Origin of the sequence: Hymenobacter swuensis DY53, assembly GCF_000576555.1 — a bacterium.
Taxonomy (GTDB): domain Bacteria; phylum Bacteroidota; class Bacteroidia; order Cytophagales; family Hymenobacteraceae; genus Hymenobacter; species Hymenobacter swuensis.
Genome location: NZ_CP007145.1, coordinates 2,947,730 through 2,967,214 on the forward strand (window position 1 = coordinate 2,947,730; position 19,485 = coordinate 2,967,214).

13 protein-coding genes and 3 tRNA genes are annotated in these 19,485 nt (G+C 59.6%); 5 read left to right on the forward strand and 11 right to left on the reverse strand.

Annotated features, from left to right (window positions below; genetic code table 11):
- The first annotated feature begins 7 nt into the window (after window positions 1-7).
- The gene (locus tag HSW_RS14085; RefSeq protein ID WP_052346446.1) at window positions 8-1,012 is read left to right on the forward strand and encodes a Ppx/GppA phosphatase family protein; all 1,005 of its coding nucleotides are present in this window, start codon (window positions 8-10) and stop codon (window positions 1,010-1,012) included.
- 72 nt (window positions 1,013-1,084) lie between these two features.
- Here HSW_RS14085 and ppk1 read toward each other — a convergent pair whose 3' ends face one another.
- The 6 genes from ppk1 to HSW_RS14115 form a co-directional block, all read right to left on the reverse strand.
- Window positions 1,085-3,379: a polyphosphate kinase 1 gene (gene ppk1, locus HSW_RS14090; protein ID WP_081768414.1), complete on the reverse strand. Its 2,295-nt coding sequence runs from the start codon at window positions 3,377-3,379 to the stop codon at window positions 1,085-1,087.
- A 309-nt stretch (window positions 3,380-3,688) separates the two neighbouring features.
- Window positions 3,689-5,671, reverse strand: a complete 1,983-nt coding sequence (gyrB, locus tag HSW_RS14095; RefSeq protein ID WP_044002456.1) for a DNA topoisomerase (ATP-hydrolyzing) subunit B — start codon at window positions 5,669-5,671, stop codon at window positions 3,689-3,691.
- Between the two features lie 158 nt (window positions 5,672-5,829).
- Window positions 5,830-7,164, reverse strand: coding sequence for a T9SS type A sorting domain-containing protein (locus HSW_RS14100; RefSeq protein ID WP_044002457.1), 1,335 nt, complete (start codon window positions 7,162-7,164; stop codon window positions 5,830-5,832).
- A gap of 222 nt (window positions 7,165-7,386) precedes the next feature.
- Window positions 7,387-7,460, reverse strand: a tRNA-Arg gene (locus tag HSW_RS14105).
- A 53-nt stretch (window positions 7,461-7,513) separates the two neighbouring features.
- Window positions 7,514-7,587: transfer RNA gene (locus HSW_RS14110), tRNA-Pro, on the reverse strand.
- A gap of 101 nt (window positions 7,588-7,688) precedes the next feature.
- Window positions 7,689-7,776 (reverse strand) — tRNA-Ser (locus tag HSW_RS14115).
- Between the two features lie 162 nt (window positions 7,777-7,938).
- Between HSW_RS14115 and HSW_RS14120 the strand changes: the two genes are divergently transcribed.
- From HSW_RS14120 to HSW_RS14135, 4 genes are all read left to right on the forward strand, one after another.
- Window positions 7,939-8,958, forward strand: coding sequence for a VWA domain-containing protein (locus tag HSW_RS14120; protein ID WP_052346447.1), 1,020 nt, complete (start codon window positions 7,939-7,941; stop codon window positions 8,956-8,958).
- 5 nt (window positions 8,959-8,963) lie between these two features.
- On the forward strand, window positions 8,964-9,929 hold the full coding sequence (locus tag HSW_RS22910; protein ID WP_155832984.1) for a tetratricopeptide repeat protein: 966 nt from the start codon (window positions 8,964-8,966) through the stop codon (window positions 9,927-9,929).
- 335 nt (window positions 9,930-10,264) lie between these two features.
- Complete coding sequence (locus HSW_RS14130) at window positions 10,265-11,446, forward strand: acetyl-CoA C-acyltransferase (protein ID WP_197031879.1); 1,182 nt, start codon at window positions 10,265-10,267, stop codon at window positions 11,444-11,446.
- Between the two features lie 160 nt (window positions 11,447-11,606).
- Window positions 11,607-13,064 carry a toxin-antitoxin system YwqK family antitoxin gene (locus HSW_RS14135; protein ID WP_052346449.1) on the forward strand — a complete coding sequence of 486 codons (1,458 nt, stop codon included), beginning with the start codon at window positions 11,607-11,609 and terminating at the stop codon, window positions 13,062-13,064.
- A 47-nt stretch (window positions 13,065-13,111) separates the two neighbouring features.
- Here HSW_RS14135 and HSW_RS14140 read toward each other — a convergent pair whose 3' ends face one another.
- The 5 genes from HSW_RS14140 to HSW_RS14160 all read right to left on the reverse strand — a co-directional run bounded on the left by HSW_RS14140 (window position 13,112) and on the right by HSW_RS14160 (window position 19,355).
- Complete coding sequence (locus tag HSW_RS14140) at window positions 13,112-14,410, reverse strand: sensor histidine kinase (RefSeq protein ID WP_044002458.1); 1,299 nt, start codon at window positions 14,408-14,410, stop codon at window positions 13,112-13,114.
- A 69-nt stretch (window positions 14,411-14,479) separates the two neighbouring features.
- Window positions 14,480-15,862 carry a sigma-54-dependent transcriptional regulator gene (locus HSW_RS14145; RefSeq protein WP_044002459.1) on the reverse strand — a complete coding sequence of 461 codons (1,383 nt, stop codon included), beginning with the start codon at window positions 15,860-15,862 and terminating at the stop codon, window positions 14,480-14,482.
- Window positions 15,863-15,925: 63 nt separating this feature from the next.
- Window positions 15,926-17,125, reverse strand: coding sequence for an ABC transporter permease (locus HSW_RS14150; RefSeq protein ID WP_044002460.1), 1,200 nt, complete (start codon window positions 17,123-17,125; stop codon window positions 15,926-15,928).
- Between the two features lie 69 nt (window positions 17,126-17,194).
- Window positions 17,195-18,475 (reverse strand): ABC transporter permease, encoded by a 1,281-nt coding sequence (locus HSW_RS14155; RefSeq protein ID WP_044002461.1) that lies wholly within the window; start codon window positions 18,473-18,475, stop codon window positions 17,195-17,197.
- A 145-nt stretch (window positions 18,476-18,620) separates the two neighbouring features.
- The gene (locus HSW_RS14160) at window positions 18,621-19,355 is read right to left on the reverse strand and encodes an ABC transporter ATP-binding protein (protein WP_081768415.1); all 735 of its coding nucleotides are present in this window, start codon (window positions 19,353-19,355) and stop codon (window positions 18,621-18,623) included.
- Window positions 19,356-19,485: the final 130 nt, after the last annotated feature.

Below are 19,485 nucleotides of genomic sequence, written 5' to 3' on the forward strand. Positions count from 1 at the left end.
TTTCTGCATGGAATATCCGCTTCTGAAACTGGCTGCCATCGACATTGGATCCAACGCGGTGCGCTGCCAGATTTCGGCGGTCCTGCACTACGGCGACCGGTACCGACTCAAGCGGGTGGAGTACGTGCGCTACCCGCTACGCCTGGGCGAGGACGTGTTTGCCACCGGGCAGATTTCGGAAAAGAAACAGGCCAAATTCATCAAGTTTCTGCACGCGTTGAAGCTATTGATGGAAGTACATGACGTGGCCCCGAACCACTACCTGATCTGCGCCACGTCGGCCATGCGCACGGCCCAGAACGGACCGGCGGTAGCCGCCCGCATTCAGCAGGAGTTGGGCATGACGGTGCAGGTGATTGATGGGCAGGACGAGGCTTCCTACATCAACCGCGTGATTGAAAACCTCCTCGAAGACAAAAAGCACTACCTGCATATCGATGTGGGGGGCGGCAGCACCGAGTTCAACATCTACCACAACCGCCGCAAGGTGGCCTCGCAGTCGTTTGAAGTGGGCAGCATCCGGCGTATGCAGCAGGAAGAAGCCGGCCTGAGCACCGAGGCCATGCGCGAAACCTGGCAGCGCATGGAGGAATGGGTGAGCGAAAATGCCCGCCGCTACCACGTTTCCCGCGCCATTGGGACCGGCGGCAACATCAACAAGCTCTATAGCATGGCCCAGACGGCCCCCGACAAGGCCGCCGAAAAAGCTATTACCCGCAAGCGTATTGCCACTACCCTCGACCAGCTTACCAGCATGACGATGGAGGAGCGTGTAAACGTAGCCCTGCTCAACCCCGACCGTGCCGACGTCATCGTGCCGGCCGGCCACATCTACCTCTCGGCCATGGAATGGGCCAACGTGCACCAGATGCTCGTACCCGACGTAGGCCTGAAAGACGGTATGCTCCAGGCCCTGTTCCAGGACCACTTCGATGAATTCCGGGCCGCCGACGACCACAAGCCCGGCTGCCCCAAACCTGCCGTGCAAAGCCGGCCTACGGAAGTGGAATAGAAAAGAAAAAAACACAGAAAAGCCAACGTTCTGCTCAGAGCGTTGGCTTTTCGCTTATTGCGTTACTTAAGTTTACGCCAGATCCGCTTCGGTTTCGGGGTTATGCTCAGCCGCTTCGATGGCCGTACTTTCCAGGTCGGGTTCCGGCTCTTGGGCATTAGGCTCATCGTCGACGGGTACAGAGGGCGCGGCCTCAATGACGTCGGTGGAAGCCCCTTCGCGGATGGCGGCACAGGACAGCCACTCATCATATAAGGCCGTTTCGCCCACCAGCGTGAAGTTTTTGCGGTAGAACTCCTTATGCACGTTGAAAACCGGCTCCTCGGGGGCCGGATGGCGGTGCACGTAGGCACCATCCTCACGCATGACGTAGGTATTCTGGTTGTCGCGCAGGTTGAAGTAAAGGATGTTGATGGCCTCGCGCTTGAGCTGCGGATTCACAATCAGGAACAGGGCCTCAATGCGCCTATCGAAGCTGCGCACCATCAGGTCGGCGGAGCCGGCGTACATTTTGGGGTTGCCGGCCTGGTGGAAGTAGAATAACCGGGAGTGCTCCAGATAGTCGCCCACAATGCTGCGCACCTCGATGTTCTCGCTCAGCCCCACCCGGCCCGGCCGCAGGCAGCAGATGCCCCGCACAATGAAGCGGATGGGCACGCCGGCCTTGCTGGCCTTGTAGAACTCGTCAATCATCTCCTTGTCTTCCAAGGAATTCATCTTCATGACGATGCCACTGGGCAGGCCCTTCTTGGCATTGCGCACCTCTTCCCGGATCAGGGAAATCAGCTGCTGACGCATGTCCTTGGGGGCCGTAATCAGGTACTCGTAGTCGTCGGGCTGCGAGTGGCCGGTAATCACGTTGAAGAATTCCGACACGTCGTGGCCGTACACGTCGTTGGTAGTGAGCATACTCACGTCGGTGTAGATGCGCGAGGTCTGCTCGTTGTAGTTGCCCGAGCCGATGTGCACGTAGCGCGTCACCTTTTCGCCTTCCTTGCGGATGATCATCATCATCTTGGTGTGCGTCTTGTACTTGCTCACCCCATAGATGACGAAGCAGCCGGCTTTTTCCAGCTTGGCCCCTTCCCGGATGTTGCGCTCCTCATCGAAGCGCGCCTTCACCTCAAACAGCACCGATACGTGCTTGCCATTTTCGGCCGCCTTCAGGAGCGCCGCCGTCACGCGCGAATCCTCGGCCAGACGGTAAATTGTTTGCTTGATTCCCAGCACGTGCGGGTCCTCGGCAGCCTGTTCCAGCAGCCGTACCATCGGGTCGATGTTATTGTACGGGTGATGCAGCAGCACGTCGTGGTGCTTTAGGTACTCAAAGAGGTTGTCGTCGGCTCCTTCAGGCAGACTCAGCGGGGCCACTGGGGCCGGCTGCTTGGCCCCCTTGCCCCGGAAGTTGGGGTGCTTGAGAATTTGAAGCAGGCCTTTTAAGTCGATTATCGAATTGATAACGAACACGTTGCCATTGTCAATATTCCACCGGTCCTTCAACACCTGCATCAGCAGGGCGGAAGCGTTAGGCTCCACTTCCAAGCGCACTACGCGTCCCTTCTTGCGGGTTTTCAGCCCAAGTTGGATTTCCTTGATGAAATCCACGTCGATATCATCCGACTCTTCCAGCGTGAAGTCGCCGTTGCGGGTGATGCGGAACATATCCGCCGACACGATTTCCACGTTGCGGAACAGCTTGGGCAGGTTTACGCGCACGATTTCCTCAATGGGCACGAACATCACCTTATCCTTGCGGGTGAGCTCAAAGAAGCGCGATAGGTTCTGCGGAATCTGCACGAACGTGAGGCGCTCCTGGCCCCGCTCCGCCTCAGCGTCCAGCCCGCCCCCAGCCCGCGTAACCACCCCAAAGATGAGCATCTGATTCATCATCAGCGGGAAGCCGTGGTAGGAGTCATACACCATCGGCGTGAGCAGCGGGAAGATGGTGTTTTTGAAGTATCCATCGGCCTTTTTCAGCTCCAGCTCCGTCAGCTCGCTCATTTTTAGAACGTTGAAGCCATTCTTCTCAAATAGCGGCTTCAAATCGTTGAGGTAGGTCAACGACTGGTCATTCACAAAGCGGTGTGCAAAATCGAGCAGCTTGCGCCGGAAAGGCATTTCGCGCAGCCCCGAATAGTCGATGCGCTCCTTGCCATAGTCGAGGTAATTATAGAGCGAGCCCACCCGAATCATAAAGAATTCATCGAGGTTGCTGCTGGTAATGGCCATGAACCGGAGCCGGTCGAACAGCGAGCGGCTGGCATCCCGGGCTTGGTCGAGCACGCGGTAGTTGAACCGCAGCCAGCTCAGGTCGCGGCTGATGTATTTGCTTTTCCGAATGAGGTCGGCGGATTTGAAGAGTTTCATAGGAGTAGCGCAGGAAATCCCACTTACGAGGAATGGGGGCCGCCGGTAGCAGTCGGCAGGCAAGTTAACGGCTTGCAACGGTTCAGGCAGAACCCAACCCGAAAAGAAAACGCTGAAGCTGGGGAAAACGACATAAGCTGACGCATTGCGGGGCGAGGTTTGCGCCGTTCCGTGGCAGTCGTTCAAGGTCAACAACGACGAGACGTAAATACGCGTCTCTACCCTGGTTCAAACTAAAAACGCCGCCCTGAACAGGGCGGCGTTTTTAGTCTGGCAAATCGTCTACAAAATCCGATGAATCCCTGAGCCTTAGACGTCCAGCTTGGCGTACTTGGCGTTTTTCTCGATAAAGTCGCGGCGTGGCGCTACTTCGTCGCCCATCAGCATGGAGAACAGGTGGTCAGCCTCGGCAGCCGAATCAACGGTAACCTGTTTCAGGGAGCGGGTCGTTGGCTGCATAGTGGTGCTCCAGAGCTGCTCGGCGTTCATCTCACCCAAGCCCTTGTAGCGCTGCACGTTCACCGTTTCGGGCTTACCCCGGCCGAGGTCTTCCTGGGCTTGGGAGCGTTCCTCCTCGGTCCAGCAATACCTCTCCTCCTTACCCCGTTTTACGAGGTAGAGCGGCGGCAGGGCAATGTAGATGTAGCCCCGATCCACCAGCTCCCGCATGTAGCGGAAGAAGAAGGTCAGAATTAGCGTGCGGATGTGCGAGCCGTCGATGTCGGCGTCGGTCATGATGATGACCTTATGGTAGCGCAGCTTGGCAATGTTGAGGGCCCGGGCATCGGCTTCCGCCCCCGTTTCCGCGTCGGCGGGCATCCCAAAGGTGACACCCAGCGCCGTAATCATGTTCCGGATTTCCTCGTTTTCCAGAATACGGTGCTCCTGGGCCTTCTCCACGTTCAGGATTTTACCCCGCAGCGGCAGAATGGCCTGGAAGGCCCGGTTACGGCCCTGCTTGGCAGTGCCACCGGCCGAGTCACCTTCTACCAGGTAGATTTCGCAGATTTCGGGGTCCGATTCGGAGCAGTCGGCCAGCTTGCCAGGCAGGGAGTTGGAGCCCAGCACGGTTTTGCGCTGCACCATCTCGCGGGCCTTCTTGGCAGCAATACGGGCTTTGGCGGCCAGAATCACCTTGTCGATGATAACGCGGGCTTCCTTGGGGTTTTCCTCCAGGTACTGGTTCAGAATTTCGCCCACTACGGTGTTCACCGCGCCGTTTACCTCGGAGTTGCCCAGCTTGCCTTTGGTCTGACCCTCAAACTTGGGCTCGGCCACTTTCACCGAAATAACGGCCGTGAGGCCCTCGCGGAAGTCGTCGCCCTGGATTTCCACCTTGGCTTTGGCCACTTCGCCCGATTTCTCGGCGTAGGCTTTCAGCACGCGCGTGATGGCCGCCCGGAAGCCCGAGACGTGCGTACCGCCCTCGTGGGTGTTAATGTTGTTGACGTAGGAGTAGATGTGCTCCTGGAACGAGTCGTTGTACTGGAAGGCTACTTCCACCGGAATACCGCGCTCCGTGGCCACGTACACCGGCTTGTGCATCAGCACCGTGCGGCTGCTATCGAGGTACTGCACGTATTCGGCCACCCCACCCTGGGAGTAGAACTCGCTCTGCTGAGGCTCACCGCCGTCTTCGGGCGTACGCAGGTCGGTGAGGACGATGCGGATGCCCCGGTTTAGGTACGACAGCTCCCGCAGACGCGTGGCAATGCGCTCGTAGGAGTAGATGAGCGTTTCGTCGAAGATAGTAGCGTCGGGCTGGAACCGCACCAGCGTGCCGCGCTCCGTGGTGTCGCCCACCTTGCGCACATCGTACTGGGGCACGCCAATCACGTACTCCTGCTCGTAGATGTGGCCGTCGCGCTTTACCGTAACGTGAGTGTGGGTGCTGAGCGCATTTACGCAGCTGACGCCCACGCCATGCAGGCCGCCGGAGGTTTTGTAGCTGTTCTTATCGAATTTGCCGCCGGCGTGGAGCACGGTCAGGGCAATTTCCAGGGCCGATTTGCCGAACTTCTGGTTGATGCCGACGGGAATACCGCGGCCGTTATCCTGCACCGATACGGCGTTGCCAGGGTGGATAGTTACTTCAATCCGGTCGCACTGGCCGGCCAGGGCTTCATCAATGGAGTTATCGACTACCTCCCACACCAAGTGGTGCAACCCTTTCGCGCCGGTGTCGCCGATGTACATGGAGGGCCGCTTGCGCACCGCTTCGAGCCCTTCGAGCACCTGAATACTATCCGCGGAGTAGTCCGAGGTTCCGATTATCTCTTGTGTTTCACTCATGTGAGGCAGTTAATTCAACCTGAATTAGGTATCGACAAAGATACCGAAAAAATCCGGTTTTTACCAGTCACAGGGCCGATTCGGGGCTTCTGCACGGACTCAAAAAAGCCGTTGCTCCGCACCCGGAACAACGGCCTTGCATGGGCTACATTAGTATCTTACAATACCTGGGCCCGCAGGCGGCTTACCCCCGCCAACGACTCCAGCTTTATGTGATATACTCCCGCCTTCTGCTGACTCAGATCCAGCGTAGCTTCCGTAGCCCGGCTGGCCTCCAGGGTGCGCTGCTGTAGCTGCCGGCCCAGCGCATCAGCAACGGTAAGCACAATAGTTCCGGTATGCGTAGCCGTGGGCCACTGTACCCGGAAGAAACCATCAGTACTGGGATTGGGGGTCACACTGGCCCCCAGCACCACTGTAGCGGCGCGGGTAGGCAGCACGGTGCTGGTAAGTTTATTTACGCCCGCTCCGGCCCCGGTACTGGCATTCACGGCACCACTCCATACTGCCGTTGGGCCGGCCGCATCCACAAACAGGTGGTTGATATTGTTTTCGATGCTGGTCCAGGTCTGGCCGTTGTCGCGGCTGTACGAGGAGCCGGAGTCGCCATTGCCCAGATTAATTCCTACGGACAGGTAATTGCCGGTCCCAGGCACGTTATCAAGTCCCCAACCCCGCAGTGGGCCAGTATAGGTGGTGCGCCGCCACGTGATACCGCCATCGGCAGTGCGGTAAAGCTCGTGGTTGGTAGCGTTGGCATCGGCAATAACAGCCAAGCCATTCTGCTCATCCCGGAAGGCAATGTTTTCGATGGGCTCAGAAGCCACGCCCCGCGCTACGGTCCAGGTTACGCCCTTGTCCGTAGAATGGAAGATATCCCCTTCGTCATTCGGAAACCAGATAGAATTACCTACCGCTGCCGGCGGGAAAAAGGTACCATACTCGTCGGGAGTACCAACAGGTACGTTAAGGGACCGGGTCCAGGTAGTACCTCCGTTGGCAGTATAGTAGATTTCCGGACCGCCGCCATTGGTTCCGTCCGGGTCGCCCATCACCATGCCTTCGTTGGCATTGAAGAAGTATATGGTATTAGGGTAACTATCGGCTGAAAACGCATTGGTGCCTTGCCGCACCCAGGTTGAGCCGCCATCCGACGTTTTGAGAATACGCCCCCCGGTATCGTTCAGAGTGACTACCCACGCCGTGGTTGCACTTACTGCCGACAAACTCTGCACGGTTTCCGTAGCGGTGTTTACTCCTGAAACCGTTAGCACTGTCCAGTTTTGCCCCCCGTTGAACGTGCGGGCGACTTGGTTAGCGGCATCCTGGGTGAATAGCCCGCTGGATAGCGCCCAGGCAGTATTGGCATCTACTGCATCGGTATACAGCGGCAGCAAATCCTGGGCAAAGGAGAAGGGCTGTTGCACCCATTGAGCCTGAGCGGCAGTAGCCAGCAATAGCCCACCGGCCAGAAGGAGTACAGTTTTTTTCATCGGGTAAAGAGGGAGAAGGAAATGGAAGAACGGGATTACACGCCTGCACTACTACTCGTCAAGTTGCTCTCTAGTTTACAAAAAAAGCCCGACTGCCTTAGCAACCGAACTCTTGTGTCAAAAACTACAACTACCCTGGTAGTCTATTCAAACTACGACCAAGGTTTCAACCAGTAACAAAAAAGCCACCCAGCAATCAAGCTAAGTGGCTTATTATCAGCGTGGCCCCGATGTGATTCGAACACATGACCGGCTGCTTAGAAGGCAGCTGCTCTATCCAGCTGAGCTACGGGGTCAACTAACACAAAAGCCGTCCACCCGAGGTGGGTAAACGGCTTTTGCTTAAACGTCGGGGTGGCAGGATTCGAACCTGCGGCCTCCTGCTCCCAAAGCAGGCGCGATACCGGGCTACGCTACACCCCGAATGGGCAATTAAAAATTAAGAATTAAAAATTAGCCGGTGGTCAACATTGCTGTGACGCACTGTTTAATTTTTAATTCTCAATTTTTAATCTAAAAATATGCGGAGAGGGGGGGATTCGAACCCCCGGTAACCTTTAGAGCTACGGCAGTTTAGCAAACTACTGGTTTCAGCCACTCACCCACCTCTCCGTGTGGAACTCCTTTCCGGTTGAAAGGTGTGCAAATATACGAGCAGAATGGACATACAAACCCTTTTCGAAAAAAATATCTTCCATCTTGCCACTCTAAACGGCCTTTTCGGGGCATTGACCTGGGACCACCGCCGCCGCTTTTACCTACCTTTTACACTGGTTGCATTTTGAACATGAAGGGGTTACCATCGTGCTGAACTGGGCTTACCGGCCAGGCTGGCCCGAAGGGCTGGCGGCCATATTTTTTTTTCTATTGTACCTCGGCTACCTGTTTCGGACGCGCCGGCTGGCAGCACCGCTGGGGCAGCGCGGCTGGCGGCTGGGCTGGAAGCTGGGGTTGCGGCTCCTGTATTTCGGGCTGCTGGCGGTGGCATTATTGGGGCCGGCCTATGGCGTGACCCAGAATCCGGTACGAACGTCCGGCAAAGACGTATGGCTGCTGGTGGACCTGTCGCGCTCCATGGATGCCCCCGATGTAGTGCCCTCCCGCCTGCAAAAGGTAAAAGCCGAGTTGGCCACCCTTACTAGCCGCTTCCCCGCCGACCGGTTAGGGCTCATCGTATTTTCGGGCGAAGCATATGTGCAGTGCCCCCTCACCTATGACCAGGCGGCCCTGCAACTCTTCATCAGCACGCTGCAAACAACCCTGGTACCGCCGGGCAGCACCAACCTGGTGCCCCCATTGGAGCTGCTGCTGACCCGACTAGAAGCCATACCGCCGGATTCCGCCAGTAGCGTCACGCCGCCCCGTGCGACGGCGGTGGTCCTTATAACGGACGGGGAGGATTTCGGGGAGAATCTGGAGCCAACTGTGCGCATTCTGGCCCGCTCGGGGGCGCGGGTATTTACGGTGGGGGTGGGAACCACTGAAGGCAGCCGGATTCCGCAGACCGGCGGCCGGGGTTACCTGCGCGACGCGAAAGGCCGCGAGGCCATTACCCGACTGGTATCGGCTCCACTCCGGCAGCTGGCTGAGCAGACCGGCGGGCAGTACTTTGAACTGACTGACCAGCGCGACGAGTTTCCTTTCCTGCTGAATGCACTAAACCGCGTAGAAGGCCAGACGCAACAGGTCAGAACGGTTTCAGTGGCAGATAACCGCTACCGGTACCCGCTGATAGTAGCACTGGTTCTGATTATGTTGGACATCCTGATAACCGTGAAAGTAATTCGGCCGTGAGAAGTGTGCTGCTAGGCGGAATAGTGCTGCTGAGTGCCTGGGGAGGCCTAACCCGCATCCATGACCGGAATGCGGCGGTGGAGCGTGGGGCGGCGGCGTATGCCCGCCGGGACTATACCGCCGCTGCCTTAGCTTATAAGGAAGCTGCCGTAACGCTGGAAACCCGGGATGAAGCGGTGTGGCTGAATCTGGCGCATGCCACCGCCCGCGCCGGGCGGCCAAGCGAAGCGCGAGAATATTACAATAAGCTGACTATTAGCAAAAACCCGGCTATGCGCAGCGTTGCATTACAGCAGCTGGGCACGCTGGCCGCCACCAAGGGTGATTATGCACAGGCGATAAGCCTGTTGCGCCAGGCCTTGCTGGCTAATGCTGCCAATGCGGAAGCCCGGTTCAATTACGAGCAGTTACGTGACTATTTGGCTCGCAAAACTGCCCAGCCTCAGCTGCCGCCACCTGGTACCGATGGCAGCCCGGAAGCCAAGCAGCCGGAACCTACTGCTCAGTCTCAGCCCAAAGCCGGCGCAGATCAACGGGGACAGCTCACTGATCCTACGCTTCCCCGCAACCCGCGTAACGTCCTGCAGCCCCGGCCCGATGCCAATGGCTCGCGTGACCCTAACCGGCCGTCTGCGCAACCCGGCAGTTCCGCCAACTCCGGCTTTCAACCCGGTTCCGGGGAGCAGCGCACCGTAGCCCGGGGCAGCCAGCCCGGCAACGTACGGGGTATCAGCGACGAGGAAACCGGCCCGGAAGCCCCGGGCGGTACCAGTCGGCGCGGGGGTACCGAGGCCGCTTCGGCGGCGGAAATCAACCTTCAGACCCAGCGCGCCCGGCTCCAGCAGATGAACCTGAGCAGCGGCCAGGCCCGCCAGCTGCTGGAGGCTCTGCACACCGCCGAGCAGCAATACCTGCAGCAGCTACCGCGTAAAGCCACCAAGCCGCAGGAGAAGGGAAAGCCAGCTTGGTGATTCTGGTATTAGTAAGTTGATAAGGAACAGAACGTCATTCCAAGCGCAGCCGAGGAATCTCGCGTGCTGAGGTTGCCAAGCTATTTAAACATCAGCACACGGGATTACTCCTGTCGTCGGAATGACGGTTACTACCACAACGTCAACACCCGAGATTCCTCGGCCGCGGCTCCGCATACTAGCTTGATGCGCCACATGCTCGGAATGACGGTCTATCATTTTGGCGTTCTGCTTTTGCCTGATGTTCTCTCTGGATGACAGCCGCGGCTGTGCACCTCATCACCAAACCTTACTACCTTTAAGCCCTTGATTAACCATTCCCACCCCACCTCATCATGCAAATCAAAGAAGTAGTTATTGTGGCCGCCGTGCGCACGCCCATCGGGTCGTTTGGCGGGAGCCTGTCATCGTTGTCGGCCATTGAGCTGGGCGCTATTGCGCTGAAAGGAGCCCTGGAGAAAGCCGGGGTCGATGCCAAGGAGGTAGAGCAGGTGATTATGGGCAACGTTATTTCGGCCAACCTGGGCCAGGCTCCAGCCCGCCAAGCGGCCAAGAAAGCCGGCTTGCCCGATACCGTGGAATGCACTACCGTCAATAAAGTGTGCGCTTCGGGCTCGAAAGCCATTATGTTCGGGGCGCAGGCCATCATGCTGGGGCAGGCCGACGTGGTGCTGGCCGGGGGTATGGAAAGCATGTCGAACGTGCCGTACTACCTGGATAAAGCCCGCTTTGGGGCTAAATACGGCCACGGCCAGATGATTGACGGCTTGATGAAGGACGGCCTCTGGGACCCGTACCACGACTTTGCTATGGGCGTAGCCGCCGACCGCACCGCCACCCACTACGGCATCACCCGCGAGGAGCAGGATGCCTTTGCCCAGCAGAGCTATGAGCGGAGTGCCGCCGCTGCCCAGGCCGGTAAGAAGAAGGACGAAATTGTGCCCGTAACCATTACAGTGCGCGGCAAAGAAACCGTTATCAGCGACGACGAGGAGTACACCAAGGCTGATTTTGCCAAGTTTGCCGGCCTCAAGCCCGCCTTCGGCAAGGAAGGTACCGTGACGGCCGCCAATGCCTCCACCCTCAACGACGGAGCCGCCGCCGTGCTGCTCATGAGCCGTGAGAAGGCAGAGGAGCTGGGCGTGAAGCCGCTGGCCCGCATCCGGGGCTTCGCCGACGCCGAGCAGGCTCCCGAGTGGTTCACCACCACACCTTCTCTGGCTATTCCAAAGGCGCTGAAACACGCCGGCGTGGATGCCTCGGAAGTGGATTTCTACGAAATCAACGAGGCTTTCTCGGTGGTTTCCCTGGCCAATAACAAGCTGCTGAACCTGGAAGGCTCGAAAGTAAACGTATACGGCGGGGCTGTGAGCCTGGGCCACCCGCTCGGCGCGTCGGGCACCCGCATCGTAACCACGCTGCTGAACGTGCTGCAGAATGAAGGCGGCAAAATCGGCGTGACCGGCATCTGCAACGGTGGTGGTGGCGCGAGCAGTATCGTGGTAGAGAAGCTGTAAATCACGGATTTATCGAATTTCACGGATTCGTGCTGACGTTTACCGGAAAGCCCTGCTGCATTTTTGCGGCAGGGCTTTTGTGTGCGGCCTGGCTACTGGCTGAACCTGTGCTGACGGCCGGCACAAAAAATACTTTTGGCTTTCTCCCGTTCTTGCGGCTATGAAACGAATTACGCTTGCCCTACTCCTGCTCTCTACCGCCGCTCAAGCGCAAAAGCTGCGTCGGCTTACGACGTATTTTGACTCCACCAACGTGCATAAGCGCGAGGTGTACTCAGCCCTGGTAGCGGCCGATACCGTGATGCAGGGACCGTACAAGCGGTTTTATTACTCCGGTAAGCTAGAGGCCCAGACGCGCTACACCGACGGTAAGCGCGACTCGGCGTACGTGGAGTTTCACCCCAACGGGGGGCGCCGGCTGGAAGTTACGTACCAGCAGGGCGTGCGCCAGGGCCCATTCAAAACCTACTACGACAACGGCAAGCTGGCCCAGGAAGGCACGTACGAGGAAGATCAGCCCACCGGCACGCTGCGCTACTTCCACCCCAACGGCGAGGTGAAGCTCGAAACTACGCTCAGCAACGGCCAGCCGGCCGGTGTTATCCGGGAGTTGTATCCCTCGGGCAAGCCCCGGGCTGAAGTGACCTACCAGAACGGCCAAGCCAGCGGACCGGCCAAAACCTACTTCGAGAACGGTCAGCTGCAAAGTGAGGGGATGTACAGCAAAGGACTGCTGGCTGGCCCTTACAAAACCTACTACGACAACGGCAAGCTGGAAACCGACGTGCAGGCTGACCGCACCGGCCGGGGCAGCTACCGCAGCTACTACCGCTCGGGCAAGCTGCGCACTGAGGGCACCTATGCCCCTGCTACGCTGGTCGGGCGGGCGGTGAAAAACCCGCTGGCCGACGACCTGACCAAGCAAGCCAAAAGCCTGGCCGGCGGCACCAGCAACCTCGACGGCCCCGCCAAATCGTACTACGAAAGCGGCGCCGTAAAAAGCACTCAGACCTACCGCCAGGGTGTGCTCACGGGCACGCAGCTGGACTTATATGAATCGGGCAAGACGGAGCAGAAGACGGAATACAGCAACCAGGGCCGCGACCGGCGCATCACGCTATACTACGAGGACGGTATGGCCAAGGGCGAGCAGCAGTACAAAAACGGGCAGCCCAACGGCCAGTGGCGCGCGTTTCATGTGGGCGGCAAGCAACTGCAGAAGCAGGAAACCTACGTGAACGGCAAACTGACCGGCGAGCAGGTGACGTACTACCCCACCGGTACGCTGCAAAGCAAGCTGGTGTACGAAGCCGGCAAACCCACGGGGCTGAGCCAAGAGTTCTACGCCTCGGGTAAGCTGAAGGCGGAAACCACGTATGTAAAAGGGCTGAAAACGGGGGCTTTTCGCCAGCTGCGCGAAGATGGCACCCCGGAAATAGCCGGCACCTTCCGCAACGGCAAGGAATCGGGCGTATGGACCTATTTCGGGCTGGATGGCACCACGGTGCAGGAGAAGAAAACCTTCCGCAACGGCCAGGTAGTGCCCGCCGGCGCACCCGCCCCGGCCGTGCGGCCCATGCCCAACCGCAAGCCCGCCGCCCCAGTCAAGCGGAAGTAACGGACAGCAGTAGCGCGAACTTTGCAGTTCGCGTCCCCGCGCTTGTGCTACAGCCAGATGGTAAACGCCGTACGGCCGGTGGGCTGCGTTTCGAGGCTGAAGCGGAAGTCATGCTGGAGCAGAATGTCGCGGGTGAGGGTAAGGCCGATGCCCTGACCGTCGCGCTTGGTGCTGAAGAAGGGCGTGAACAGGCGGCGCTGCACCTCGGGCGCCAGGCCGGGGCCGTCGTTTTCGATGATGATTTGCGCGGGCTCCCAGCTGGTCCGCACCCAGATGTTGCCGTCTTTCCCAATGGCTTCGAGGGCGTTTTTGCCGATGTTGAGCAGCGCCTGCTCCAGCTGCTGCGGGTCCACATTAGCCAGCAGTGGGCCGGGGGCCAGCTCCCAGTGCCACCGGATGCAGCGGCGCTCTGCCTGCACCTGCAGTAGGCGCGCCGTGGTTCGCAGCAGCCCATGCACATCGGTGGGCTGACGCTGCGGCGGCGGCAGGCGCACGAGCGTAGCGAAATTGGCTATAAAGTTGGCCAGGTGCGTGTTGCGCCCGATAGAAACCTCCAAGGCTTCGGTAAAATCGGGGCGGTCCTGGGGCTGCAGCTGGGGGGCGTAGTGGCGGAAGCTCTGGAGGATGGAATTAATGGCCCCGATGGAGTTATTGATTTCGTGCGACATCATCCGGATCAGCTTCTCGTAGGCCTTTTTCTCCTGCCTGATCAGTTCCTGCGTCAGCTCTTCCAGCACGATAAACTGGCGCGTGAAGCCCCGATCTACAAAACGTGAGCAGTGCGCCCGGTACGTCTGCAGCCCCGAGAGCTGCACCACCTGCGGCCCCTGCTCAGAAAGCGCCGCCAGGGCCGGGCCCCAGTCGCCGGGCACGGCGGCGGGTGGCAAGCCTAGCAGCGCCGCCGTGGGTTGGGACAGCATCCGCTCGGCGGCGGGATTCACGCCCTCAATCCGCCCATCAAAGGACAATAGCAGGACCCCGGCCGGCGAGGCCCGGATTAGGCTTTCGAGCAGGTAGCTTTTCTCGTGCTGCGTAACTCGCTCCTGCCGCAGCTCATCAATCATGTGGTTGTACACGGCAATGAGCTGGTCCATTTCGTGCTGCCCCACGGGCACGAATTTCATGGAAAAATCCCTGGCCCGAATAGCTTCCGTGCCGGCCGCAATCAGCTGAAACGGCCGGACAAAGCCCCGGTACAGCTGCACTGTGAGGAAGATGCTGATCAGCAGCAGTACTTCCAGCGCCACAAACAGCGGGGCGTTGGTGCGCATCATCTGGCCGGCCAGCACAATGAGCACGGCATGAATGATGGTGACGAACAGCAGAAATTTCAGGCGCAGAGTCATGAGGGACTAGTGTGCGGAAGGGATAAAGAACGTGATGCTTTGCTCCGCTCTGCATGATGTTCTTCCCTCCTACTCCGCATCAAACGGAATGGCATACTTCTCCAGCCTTCGGTAGAGCGCGCCACGGCTCAGGCCCAGGGCTTTGGCTACGCGGCTGATGTTGCCGCCGTAGTGCTCCAGCGTGCGGCGGATCATGCGGGCCTCCAGCTCATCGAGGGTGATGGTACCGGGTTCCGGCAGCTCCCCAGGCTCTGAAATACGCGCCGGGGCCGGCTGAAACTGGGCCTGAAAGTCTTCGGGCCCAAGCTCGTCTTTGCCCGATACCAGCACGGCGCGCTCCACCAGATTTTTCAGCTCCCGGATGTTGCCCGGCAGCGGCTGCTCCTGCAGCCAGTGGCGGGCGCGGGCACCCACTTTCAGGGCCGGTCGGTGGTAGGTAGCCCGCAGGCTATCCACAAAGTGCTGCACTAACAGCGGGATATCTTCAGGACGCTCGCGCAGGGCGGGCAGGCGCACCGTAATCAGGTTGATGCGGTAAAACAGATCTTCCCGAAAGCGCCCCTGCTGCACCATATCGGTGAGGTTGCGGTTGGTGGCACAAATCACGCGGATATCGAGGCGGCGGGGCTTGCTGTCGCCGAGCACCTCGTAGGTTCGGTCCTGCAGCACCCGCAACAGCTTCACCTGGGAGCCCAGGTCCAGCTCCCCTATCTCGTCGAGGAAGATGGTGCCGCCGTTGGCCAGCTCGAAGCGGCCGACCCGGTCGGTTTTGGCGTCGGTGAAGGCCCCGCGCCGGTGCCCGAACATTTCACTCTCAAACAGGGAGGCGGAAATCCCTCCCAGGTTCACCTTTACAAAGGGCTGGCGGCGGCGCTGGCTGTTGAGGTGCACGGCCTCCGCAATCAGCTCCTTGCCCGTCCCCGATTCGCCCTCAATCAGCACCGAAGCATCGGTGGCGGCCACCTGGCCCACGTTGCGCAGCACGTGCAACAGGCGCGCATCCTGCCCCACAATGGCCCGAAAATCATACTGCTGGTCCAGCTGGCGGCGGCTGAGGCCGACGGGGTCGGTTTCGGCGTCCGGCTCGTGCAGGCGCAGGATGGTACGGATGGTTTGCAGCAGCGCATCGTTGTTCCAGGGCTTGGTGACGAACTCGGCGGCTCCGGCTTTCATGCCTTCCACGGCCAGCGTGATGCTACCCCAACCCGTTATCAGCACTACGGGCAACGCGGGGTACAGGCGCTTCAGCTGGGCCAGCAGTTTCAGGCCGTCGTGGCCGCTGGTGTCGAGGGAGAAGTTCATATCCAGGAGCAGCAGGCGGGGCAGCGCCTGCTGCACGGCGGTCAGCACAGCCTCCGGCGTGGCCACGGCGCGCGCCGCATAGCCGGCCTGCTTCAGCAGCAGCCCCAGCGAAGTGCGCACGGCCAGGTCGTCGTCGGCAATCAGTATCATAGCTCGGGGGCGAAGGACGGAAATCGGCGGGTAAATCTGGGCGGGCAGGCTTTCTTTCAGGCTTTATTCTTCTCGCAGTGCCACGGCCGGATGAATGCCCGCCGCTAACCGGCTGGGGTAGAATGCGCACAGCGCCGTGATGACGTACACGGCTACGCCCGCCACCGCAATGCCGGCCAGGTAAAACTTCGGGTCCAGCTCAAACGCCCCCAGCAAGGGAAACTGCACCGCCAGCAAACACCCCAGCACCACGCCCAGGGTACTGACAATCAGCATTTCGCCCAGAAACTGCCGGCTGATGGCCGAGCCGGTGGCCCCCATCGCCCGGCGCAACCCTATCTCGGCCCGGCGCTGGCTGATGTTGTACCAGAGCACGCCAAACAGGCCCAAGGCCACATTCACAATCAGAAACAGGCTTACCAGTGCCAGCCCCGCTGTCGGCACAATGGTGTAGCGCCGCTTGTGCAGGCGGTCCTCGTCCACCACGCGCACCATGGTGGTCCACTGGCGCGTGACGCCGGCCACCGTGCGGGCTATTTTCTCCTGCAGCTCCCCGCCGGCGCCGGGGGCCACGCGCACCACCACGTTGGCTGTTTCCCAGCGCGTCGTATCGAAGGGCAGCAGGCGTTTCCACATGGAGGGCACAGGCGGACCAAAGTCGTTTTCCATCCGCACGTTTTCCACCACGCCCATCACCTGGAACTCGTCTTCGGGCTTGATGTCGGGGCCGGGCTCGGCCCAGGAGAAGATTTTGCCCAGGGCCGGCTCGTTGCCGAACAGGGTTTCGCGCAAATCCTGGCTGATGACCACCGGCCGGTGGTGGCTGCCGTCGTCGGCCTTGGCAAACCAGCGGCCTTCGCGCAGCTTCAACCCCATTACTTGGGCGTACTGATCATCGGTATCGTATATATTCGACTGCTCCGACTTCCGGCCTTTGTAGCTAAACGCGGACGTATTGGTGCGAAAGATAAAGGGCATATTGTCGCTGGCGAGGGCCACTTGCCGGACACCGGGCAGAGCCTGCATCTGGCGCAGCACCTCGTCCAGCTCGGTGCGGGGCATGGTTTTGTTCTGGCCGGCCCGTATTTCGAGCCGCCACACCTGCTGATAGTCGAAGCCATGGGGGGCCAGGAAGTTGGTGCCGAAGGTGATGAGCATAGTGCCCACGGCAAACAGCACGACGAACGAGAAGAATATTTCCGACACCAGCAGCAGGTTGTTGCGCTTGCGGTTCCAGATAAGTTTAAACAGATGACGGAGCATGAGGCCAGGTGGTGAAGTGGTGAACTGGTGAGTTGTCAGGCTGTTGGCACAGCCTCACTATCTCACGCTTTATTTCTGCTCGCCGCTGCCGCGCAGGGCCACTACGGGGTTGAGGCGCGACATTTTCCAGGCGGGATACACGCCGCTCATCAGCCCAAACAGCAGGGCCAACCCCAGCCCCCAGCTGAACACCCGCCAGCTGAGGCTGAACTGGGCATAGGCTACTACATGGGCCTCGTTGAGCAGCGCCAGCGCTCCGGCGGCCAGGCCCAGGCCCAGCAGTCCGCCCACCACGGCCAGCACCACGTTTTCCACCAGAAACTGCCCCACCAGGTTGCGGCCCGTAGCCCCGAAGGCCTTCCGAACGCCAATCTCGCTGGAGCGCTCCAGAATGCGCGTCACGTTCAGGTTCACCAGGTTTAGGGCCGGCAGCAGCATAAACAGTAGCCCCATGAGGGTACAAATCAGGTAGAAAGTGCCCACGTTGTCGTTGTCCAGGGCCTGGGAATTACCGGCGCCCTCGGACCGAGTGATGTGGAGGGCGCGGGTAAAGGTGGCCAGCATGGGGTCGGCGTAGGAATAGATGGCCTTTACTTCCTTCGGATTCGGAATTTCCACGCGCTGCACCATCTGGCGGTATTCCTCACGCATGGCTGGGGCCGCCGCCGCCGTGGGTGCCAGCAGCACCACTAGAAAATCACCCCCGATGCTGGTGTCGCGTATCAGGGACGGGCTCAGGGTGTAGGGCACCCACACATCGGCATAGGAGGCAATGTGCACTGCCGACACGTTGCGCACCACGCCGGCCACGCGGTAGCGTGTCAGGTCTACCTCGATGGCACGCCCCACCACGTCGGCGGTGCCGAAGTAGCTGCGGGCCGTGGCTTCGTTGATGACGCAGACGTGCTGGGCCTGGGCCACTTCGGCCCCGCTGAACGCCCGCCCGTCCACAAACTCAAAGTCCATGATCTGCCAGAAATTCCCATCGGTGTAGCGAACATCCAGCGGGAGCAGGCCATTGTTGGTGAAAGCCGTGGCATCGTAAATATTCGATGTCAGGGCTACTTTCTCCGGCGTCTTCATCCGGCGGATGTAGGTATCCACGAAATGCACGCTGGCGGGCCGGTTCATCCAGCCGTGGCCGTCTACCATCTCCTGCCGGATGACATTCACGAACAGCATCCGGTCGATGCGCTTTTCCGGCATATTTGGCCCCACTACGTGGTCTACCAGAGCCATCACCACCAGCAGAATCATCAGTGTAAAGCTCACGCCGAACAGGTTGATAAAGGTGAAGAACTTACGGCGCAGCAAGACTTTCCAGGCAAGTTTGAGGTAAGAGAGTAGCATGTAGTTTCAGTTAAAGAGTAAGGAACCGTCATGCTGAGCGAAGTGGAGCGTAGCCGAAGCATCTCTACCTCTGACTGATCAAATAGCATTGCAACAAAGCGGTAGAGATGCTTCGGCTACGCTCCGCTTTGCTCAGCATGACGTTCTATGAAACCTGGCTGCCGTCGAAGAAGCGGATGAGGCGCTGGGTTTTCAGGGCCTGCTGCTCGTCGTGGGTAACCATCACGATAGTGGTGCCTTCCTGGCGGTTGAGGTGCAGCAGCAGGTCTAGTATCTCCTCCCCCATCACCGAGTCGAGGTTGCCGGTGGGCTCATCGGCCAGGATGATTTCGGGGCGGCCGGCCAGGGCCCGCGCAATGGCCACGCGCTGGCGCTGCCCCCCGGAAAGCTGGCTGGGGAAGTGGCTGGTGCGCGGACTCAGGCCCACTTTATCGAGGGCGGCGTAGGCCCGTTCCCGCCGCTCCTTGCCGCCCACCCCGGGCCGGTACAGCAGGGGCAGCTCCACGTTATCGAGAACCGAGAGGTCGTTGATAAGATGATAGCTCTGGAACACGAACCCGATTTTCTGATTGCGCAGCGCGGCCAGCTCCCGGTCAGAGTACGACTGCACGGCGCGGCCGTCTAGCTCCAGTACGCCACTGGTGGGCTCATCCAGCAGCCCTATGATGCTGAGAAGCGTGGATTTGCCGCAGCCTGAAGGCCCCATAATCGACACAAATTCGCCTTTGTTGATGGTCAGGTTTACCCGGTTCAGGGCCACCGTTTCAATGGTTTTGGTCTGGTAGACTTTCTCGATGTCGCGCAGCGCAATTACCGGCGGCCCAGCAGCCGATGGCGTGGTAGCGGGGCAAGAAGCAGTCTGGGCAAGGAGGTTTTCCATGGGAAGAAAGTTGGAAGAGGTTCAGCGTAGCTGTCCGGTTTCGGGCAGTTGATCAGGGCAGCCAGGGGTAAGTATCCAAGCCTGATGCCATTTTTATAAACTATTGAAAATCATCTTTTTGACTCACAAG

Excerpts from the sequence above, each read along its gene's own strand:
- HSW_RS14085 (WP_052346446.1), top strand. The coding sequence starts at position 8 with ATGGAATATCCGCTTCTGAAACTGGCTGCCATCGACATTGGATCCAAC.
- ppk1 (WP_081768414.1), bottom strand. The coding sequence starts at position 3,379 with ATGAAACTCTTCAAATCCGCCGACCTCATTCGGAAAAGCAAATACATC.
- gyrB (WP_044002456.1), bottom strand. The coding sequence starts at position 5,671 with ATGAGTGAAACACAAGAGATAATCGGAACCTCGGACTACTCCGCGGAT.
- HSW_RS14100 (WP_044002457.1), bottom strand. The coding sequence starts at position 7,164 with ATGAAAAAAACTGTACTCCTTCTGGCCGGTGGGCTATTGCTGGCTACT.
- HSW_RS14130 (WP_197031879.1), top strand. The coding sequence starts at position 10,265 with ATGCAAATCAAAGAAGTAGTTATTGTGGCCGCCGTGCGCACGCCCATC.
- HSW_RS14135 (WP_052346449.1), top strand. The coding sequence starts at position 11,607 with ATGAAACGAATTACGCTTGCCCTACTCCTGCTCTCTACCGCCGCTCAA.
- HSW_RS14140 (WP_044002458.1), bottom strand. The coding sequence starts at position 14,410 with ATGACTCTGCGCCTGAAATTTCTGCTGTTCGTCACCATCATTCATGCC.
- HSW_RS14145 (WP_044002459.1), bottom strand. The coding sequence starts at position 15,862 with ATGATACTGATTGCCGACGACGACCTGGCCGTGCGCACTTCGCTGGGG.
- HSW_RS14150 (WP_044002460.1), bottom strand. The coding sequence starts at position 17,125 with ATGCTCCGTCATCTGTTTAAACTTATCTGGAACCGCAAGCGCAACAAC.
- HSW_RS14155 (WP_044002461.1), bottom strand. The coding sequence starts at position 18,475 with ATGCTACTCTCTTACCTCAAACTTGCCTGGAAAGTCTTGCTGCGCCGT.
- HSW_RS14160 (WP_081768415.1), bottom strand. The coding sequence starts at position 19,355 with ATGGAAAACCTCCTTGCCCAGACTGCTTCTTGCCCCGCTACCACGCCA.